Genomic DNA, 5331 nt, shown 5'->3' on the forward strand with positions numbered 1-5331 from the left:
AAGAAACTCCCTTACCTGTTCTGGCGATTTGAAGTAGTCGCTGACCAAATGGATATTGCCATAAGCATCTATCGCCTTCTTTCTGTCTTTTGTTCTTACTGCAATAAGCACATCTAACACCGAAAACACTTTGGGGTTCTCATCCCATAACCGTTTGACTGCTTCAGCCATATCCTCTTGCCCAATAAGATAATTGAGCTGGTTCAGTTTTATAGATATTGCCTCGACATTGGCTGCGACCTTTGGAAAATCCACATAATCTTTGAGAGAGAAATGGGTTTCCTTCAGTGGTTTCATGAAGTCGGTGAATCTGTCTGCCATGGTTTATAAGTTGAAAAGATTTGTGGGTTCTCCCTGATAGTTTTCGTAATTTCTTATTAGTAATTCGGTTAGAGCTCCTCGTTTAGAAGCATTAGCATTGATACACCTTTTTGCATAGACCCTCTCTATAAAGAAGGCCTCATACAGTCTGTCAAAGAAGTCATCTTCCGCATTCCGACCCTTACAATCGGAATTGCTGAGCATTGCGTAACACCCACAATCCGAAATGTTTGAATAGAAATCCTTCAAGCGTATCTGTTCATTATCGTCAAACGATTCCTTTACATAAGAATTGAAACTTGACGTAGCATCAAGAGGACGGTAAGGAGGATCGAAATAGAAGAAAGTATATCCTTGTATATGCTCTGCAGTATTGGAGAAATCTCCATTCATTATCTCTACCTTCTGCAATAGTTCGCTGTCTGCAAGAATTAAATCTTCATCGCAAATAGTCGGATTAGAGTATCGTCCGAAAGGCACGTTAAAGCCTCCCTTGGAATTTTCCCGATAAAGACCATTAAAACAAGTCCGGTTAAGGAAAATCATATATGATGCCTCCTCAATATCTGTCAAAGGTTGTTGGTTAAAACGGCTTCGTATATCAAGGTAGAGTTCTTTTTGTTTGTCGTAATCCTCAAGAACCTTAAATGTAGTTTGCAGTTCATTTAATGCGTCAATCAATAAATATGGTTCATCCCTAATCACACTATAAGTCTTTACGAGGTGAGGATTAATATCATTGATTACCGCACGCTTGATATTGGGATATTTTTGTAGCATATAAAACAGCATGGCACCTCCCCCCACAAACGGCTCAATGTAGGTAACTTCATCCTCGTTGCGGAATGTTTCCGGCAAGAATGAATCAATGGTAGGAAGCAATTGAGTCTTGCCTCCAGCCCACTTCAGAAAAGGCTTCGCCTTTGTTCTTGTCATAGTTTGTACTATCATTCAGTTACAAGCTAATAAACGAAAAACTCCATTGGCAGTTATCTGAAGGCTGGTCGAGCCTGTAACGACTGCTATGGAGCTTGAAGGATTGTTGGTTTTGTGGCATCTCTGCCGTGGTATAATTAAACCGTATCGACCATGTTCAGATGTTTCTTGTTACTTAAGATACAAAGTTACAAAGAATTTTTGGAATGGCATTCAAATATGCCGAGAAACATGTATAATACTCTTCGAAGTCAGAAACTTCGAAGTCAGAAGTCAGATTCACAAAATCAGATTAATGAATGCGTAAATGCTACCAGCAACTGCTGGAGCTGCCGATGGCATTGGATAGGGCCTGCTGTCACATGTGGAAGCCGCCGTTGAGGTGCTTGCCCCGGCGTTTGGCTCGCCATGCATCGAGGGCTTGCTTGGGAGTCAGCTCAGGATGTCTCGCCTTGAATTCAGGGAATGTTTCGGTATCGCCTCCGGATACTGAACAGCATCCATCTTCGGGAGCGGGCGGTTGCTGAGTATGGCTGAACGATGGGGCAAAGGAAGAAGTTGCAGTCTGCTTAGGCTCGTCCGGATTTGAGGAAAATATTTTTGGCATTTTGAGTTCCGGAACGAATTTCAAATAGACGGTAGAGTATTCTCCCTTACATCCATCGACGCGGATTGCTTTGCCGGCAACGTAGTCATTAATCTACTGTCCCGAAAATCTCACTCCTCGGAAATTGTTTATCGGAACCACAGAGCCATCGGCATACATCAATTTTGAGTTCGGATGCAATGGGCGATTCTTGGACAGATGCTTTCGGATATTGCCGTAACTGAAACGCTTGTCAATCTTCGATGCAACGGATTTTGAAAGGCCATTTCATGACGACCTTGTATCAGCCAAACAAAGCATTGTAATATCGACAACACGTCTGCGCTGGAACCGAACACCTCGAATCATTGACCTGTTAGCCGCTACTATATTACGTGGTATCAGTATCACAATCGTCATCTCTGAAACAGGATATAGCGAAGCCGAACTTCAGGCGATGGGCTTCAGCATCATCCACCGGCCAGAGAGTAAGATGCAATGCGCCGTCATCGACCAACGTATAGGCTGGTACGGCAGCGTCAACCTCATCGGCCGTTCTCTTGCCGATACAAATGTTATACGGATGGTCTCATCTGATTTGGCGAATGCCTTAATGGATGCTTTGAGGCTGTGAAACTATAAGAAGACAAGGGGACAGCGACTTCGGAGCAGTCCCAAGCCCCGGCACGGCAAGGTTATTTCGTGGTAACGGCAGAGTTCCCCGAAATCCAAACGGTAACTGTTTGGACACCTTGCTGTGCTCCAATGAGCACACTCTCCTATAAGAAAACTTGAATGGATTACCTCTGTGGTAGTCTGCCTTAAGGCTGTGCGGATGTCGAGGGCAGATATTTCGGATGGAACGATACCGGAAACGGGGCTATATCTATTGTATATAGTGATATACATGTACAACCTTATGCTATATCCGGCCAAAAATGTTTGGTGGGAATGAAAAATTATCCCTTACGTTTGCAACGTCAACGACACGAAACGCCTCCGACGGGAGGCTCTCAAATCGGGTCGATGATACGAGATGTCTCTTAATAATACTATGACACCCGACGGTGATTGACTGGTAGCGGTGGGTCAAGCCCACGCGCGAGCACTGTGTGGTTGGCTAATCAGTCAATCAACTGAATCTCCGTCAAGTCTCCACTGATTTTCAGCGCAATAGGTTCTCGCCTATGCGTGGATGGTAAATGTTACCGCCCCTATGACCGTCGATTGCTGCCGCCTATATGGTCCCTCGGCAATTCAGTCGATACTTCACCCAACTGATTATACACCCAATAAATCGCCCACCCAATCATCTGACTGCGCAGTTGCGCGATTAACCGGTTGATTGGTTGAAGACCTGATTAGTCAGCACTTCAACCAATCAGTCAATCGCCTGTGTGACCAGTTAATTGAGTGGTCAGGTAGTTGCGTATTCAGTTGATTGAGCGGTCATGCGAATAGACAACTAAATTTTCAACCGGGTTCTATCTTCTTTGTAGATGGAATCAAAACTCTCACGCTCTAATGCAAAGCACCCCGCAAAATATCAACCCATCAACTCTATTGTTCGTAGTGCCGGAAGAAGAATGGCGCAACCTCCATGCCACGCTGGAGCAAATCATCGACCTCATCACCCGACGCAACGCCGATGACTCCAGTAGCGAATGGATAGAATCCGAAGAGGCCCGCAAGCTCCTCGGCATTTCCCCCAAGACATGGCAAAATTACCGCGACCAACGCCTCATCCCCTTCTCCCAGATAGGTCGCAAAATCTACGTCAGCCGCGCCGACCTCGACGCCTTCCTCCACCAGCACCGGATAGGCGGATAAATTTTACATTTATCTCGTGAGTTGAAGGGATGCATCTCAAAAATGCATCCCTTCAATATATCTTAAAGGCAGTTAAAATTCAGAATCCAATGGCTTCGATAAAAGTAAAGTTCCGGCCTTCGACTGTCGCTGACCACGAGGGCACAATCTACTATCAGATTATCCACGAAAGGAAGGTGCGACAACTCCCTTCGGACTACAAAGTATTTACCTCGGAGTGGGATGAGTCCCGCTCAATGGTCACCACCAACCAAAAAAGTGAGCGCAAGGCGTTTATCCTCTCAATCCGTGAGCGCATCCGTTGGGATGTTGAGAGGCTGAACAAAATCGACAAAAAGCTTGATGCCAACGGTCCCTCATACACTGCCGATGACGTGATAGATGAGTTCAACCGCTACGCTAATGAATACTCCCTGTTCAACTTCATGGAAAGTATCATCGTCAAGCTAAAACAGAACGGTAAGGTCAGGACTTCCGAGACCTACAAGTCTGCGCTCAGCAGTTTCAAGAAGTTCTTGGCGAGCCAAGCGTCTAAAGACAATTACCGACAGGACGAGGACATAATGCTCGACTGTCTCACCTCCGAGATAATGGAGGCTTACGAGGCATGGCATAAGAGTCGTGGCGTTGCACCAAACACCATATCTTTCTACACACGCATACTCCGTGCCGTCTATAACAGAGCAGTTGAAGATGACATCATCGAAAACCGCAATCCGTTCAAGCANGTTTACACCGGCGTTGACAAGACGGTCAAACGAGCCTTGTCACTGCCTGTTATCAAGAAAATAAAGGCGTTGGATTTGTCGCTGAATGCGTCACTTGACTTCGCCCGCGATATGTTCCTGATGAGTTTTTATCTCCGAGGGATGAGCTTCATCGACATGGCATTTCTCAAAAAATCAGACCTCAAAAACGGATATGTCACCTATCGCCGTCGCAAGACAAGCCAGCAGCTAATCATCGAATGGACAAAGGAAATGCAGATAATACTCGACAAGTACCCAGAAAACGCTACCGAATACCTGCTCCCCATAATCAAGAATCCCGGCACCAATGAGCGATGCACTTACCGAAACATGGGCTACAACATCAACCACAACCTGAAGAAGATAGCCAAGATGGTAGGAGTCCAAATCCCGCTGACCCTTTACGTCGCTCGTCACAGCTGGGCCTCCGCCGCCAAAGCCAAAGGCATCCCCCTTTCAGTCATCTCGGAGGGCATGAGCCATGATAGTGAAGCAACCACCCAAATCTACCTCGCCAGCCTCGACACCTCCGTCGTCGACCGCGCCAATAGTATCATATTAAATTGTCTATGAAGATAAACTATTGAAGAGATGTGTATTCGTCAGGTCATTGAGTGATTTGCATCCAGCATACTCATAGTCAATGGTGTTATGCGACAGTGCATAAGATGCATATAAGAGAAAGCAACCCTATTTTATCAGAAAATGAAGCAGATGTATCCGTCAAAAAAATATCGTTTAGTAATTGCCTAATCTCGTCCCTGAACTCTGGTATAGTTAGGTATAGGAATAAATCATTGTCTATTTTAGCCCCGATAAAATCACGTTTTAATGGTACAACCGTCCGCGATAGCGTATTTAAGCTTGTCTGTAAAGTTCCTAACTTTGCCATAAAATTTGAATTATGGA

Annotated in this window: 7 protein-coding genes; 3 read left to right on the forward strand and 4 right to left on the reverse strand. The window is 45.3% G+C overall.

Features of this window, described 5'->3' with window-relative positions; all coding sequences use genetic code 11:
- The 3 genes from JX312_RS08700 to JX312_RS08710 form a co-directional block, all read right to left on the reverse strand.
- On the reverse strand, positions 1–321 hold a 321-nt coding region (locus tag JX312_RS08700), incomplete at its 3' end, for a type II restriction endonuclease (protein ID WP_239653867.1).
- A gap of 3 nt (positions 322–324) precedes the next feature.
- Entirely contained in the window at positions 325–1257 is a 933-nt protein-coding gene (locus JX312_RS08705; RefSeq protein WP_204457726.1) for a DNA adenine methylase, read from the reverse strand.
- A 358-nt stretch (positions 1258–1615) separates the two neighbouring features.
- Complete coding sequence (locus tag JX312_RS08710) at positions 1616–1864, reverse strand: hypothetical protein (RefSeq protein ID WP_204457727.1); 249 nt, start codon at positions 1862–1864, stop codon at positions 1616–1618.
- A 229-nt stretch (positions 1865–2093) separates the two neighbouring features.
- On the opposite strand from JX312_RS08710, the gene JX312_RS08715 reads away from it, so the two are divergent.
- From JX312_RS08715 to JX312_RS08725, 3 genes are all read left to right on the forward strand, one after another.
- On the forward strand, positions 2094–2477 hold the full coding sequence (locus JX312_RS08715) for a hypothetical protein (protein WP_204457728.1): 384 nt from the start codon (positions 2094–2096) through the stop codon (positions 2475–2477).
- 890 nt (positions 2478–3367) lie between these two features.
- On the forward strand, positions 3368–3673 hold the full coding sequence (locus JX312_RS08720; RefSeq protein ID WP_204457729.1) for a helix-turn-helix domain-containing protein: 306 nt from the start codon (positions 3368–3370) through the stop codon (positions 3671–3673).
- An 89-nt stretch (positions 3674–3762) separates the two neighbouring features.
- On the forward strand, positions 3763–4995 hold the full coding sequence (locus JX312_RS08725; protein WP_204457730.1) for a site-specific integrase: 1233 nt from the start codon (positions 3763–3765) through the stop codon (positions 4993–4995).
- Positions 4996–5071: 76 nt separating this feature from the next.
- Here JX312_RS08725 and JX312_RS08730 read toward each other — a convergent pair.
- The coding region (locus JX312_RS08730; RefSeq protein WP_204457731.1) for a hypothetical protein at positions 5072–5331 on the reverse strand (260 nt) is incomplete at its 5' end.

Origin of the sequence: Barnesiella sp. CU968 (assembly GCF_905219685.1) — a bacterium.
Taxonomy (GTDB): domain Bacteria; phylum Bacteroidota; class Bacteroidia; order Bacteroidales; family Muribaculaceae; genus Lepagella; species Lepagella muris_A.

Excerpts from the sequence above, each read along its gene's own strand:
- JX312_RS08705 (WP_204457726.1), bottom strand. The coding sequence starts at position 1,257 with ATGACAAGAACAAAGGCGAAGCCTTTTCTGAAGTGGGCTGGAGGCAAG.
- JX312_RS08720 (WP_204457729.1), top strand. The coding sequence starts at position 3,368 with ATGCAAAGCACCCCGCAAAATATCAACCCATCAACTCTATTGTTCGTA.
- JX312_RS08710 (WP_204457727.1), bottom strand. The coding sequence starts at position 1,864 with ATGCCAAAAATATTTTCCTCAAATCCGGACGAGCCTAAGCAGACTGCA.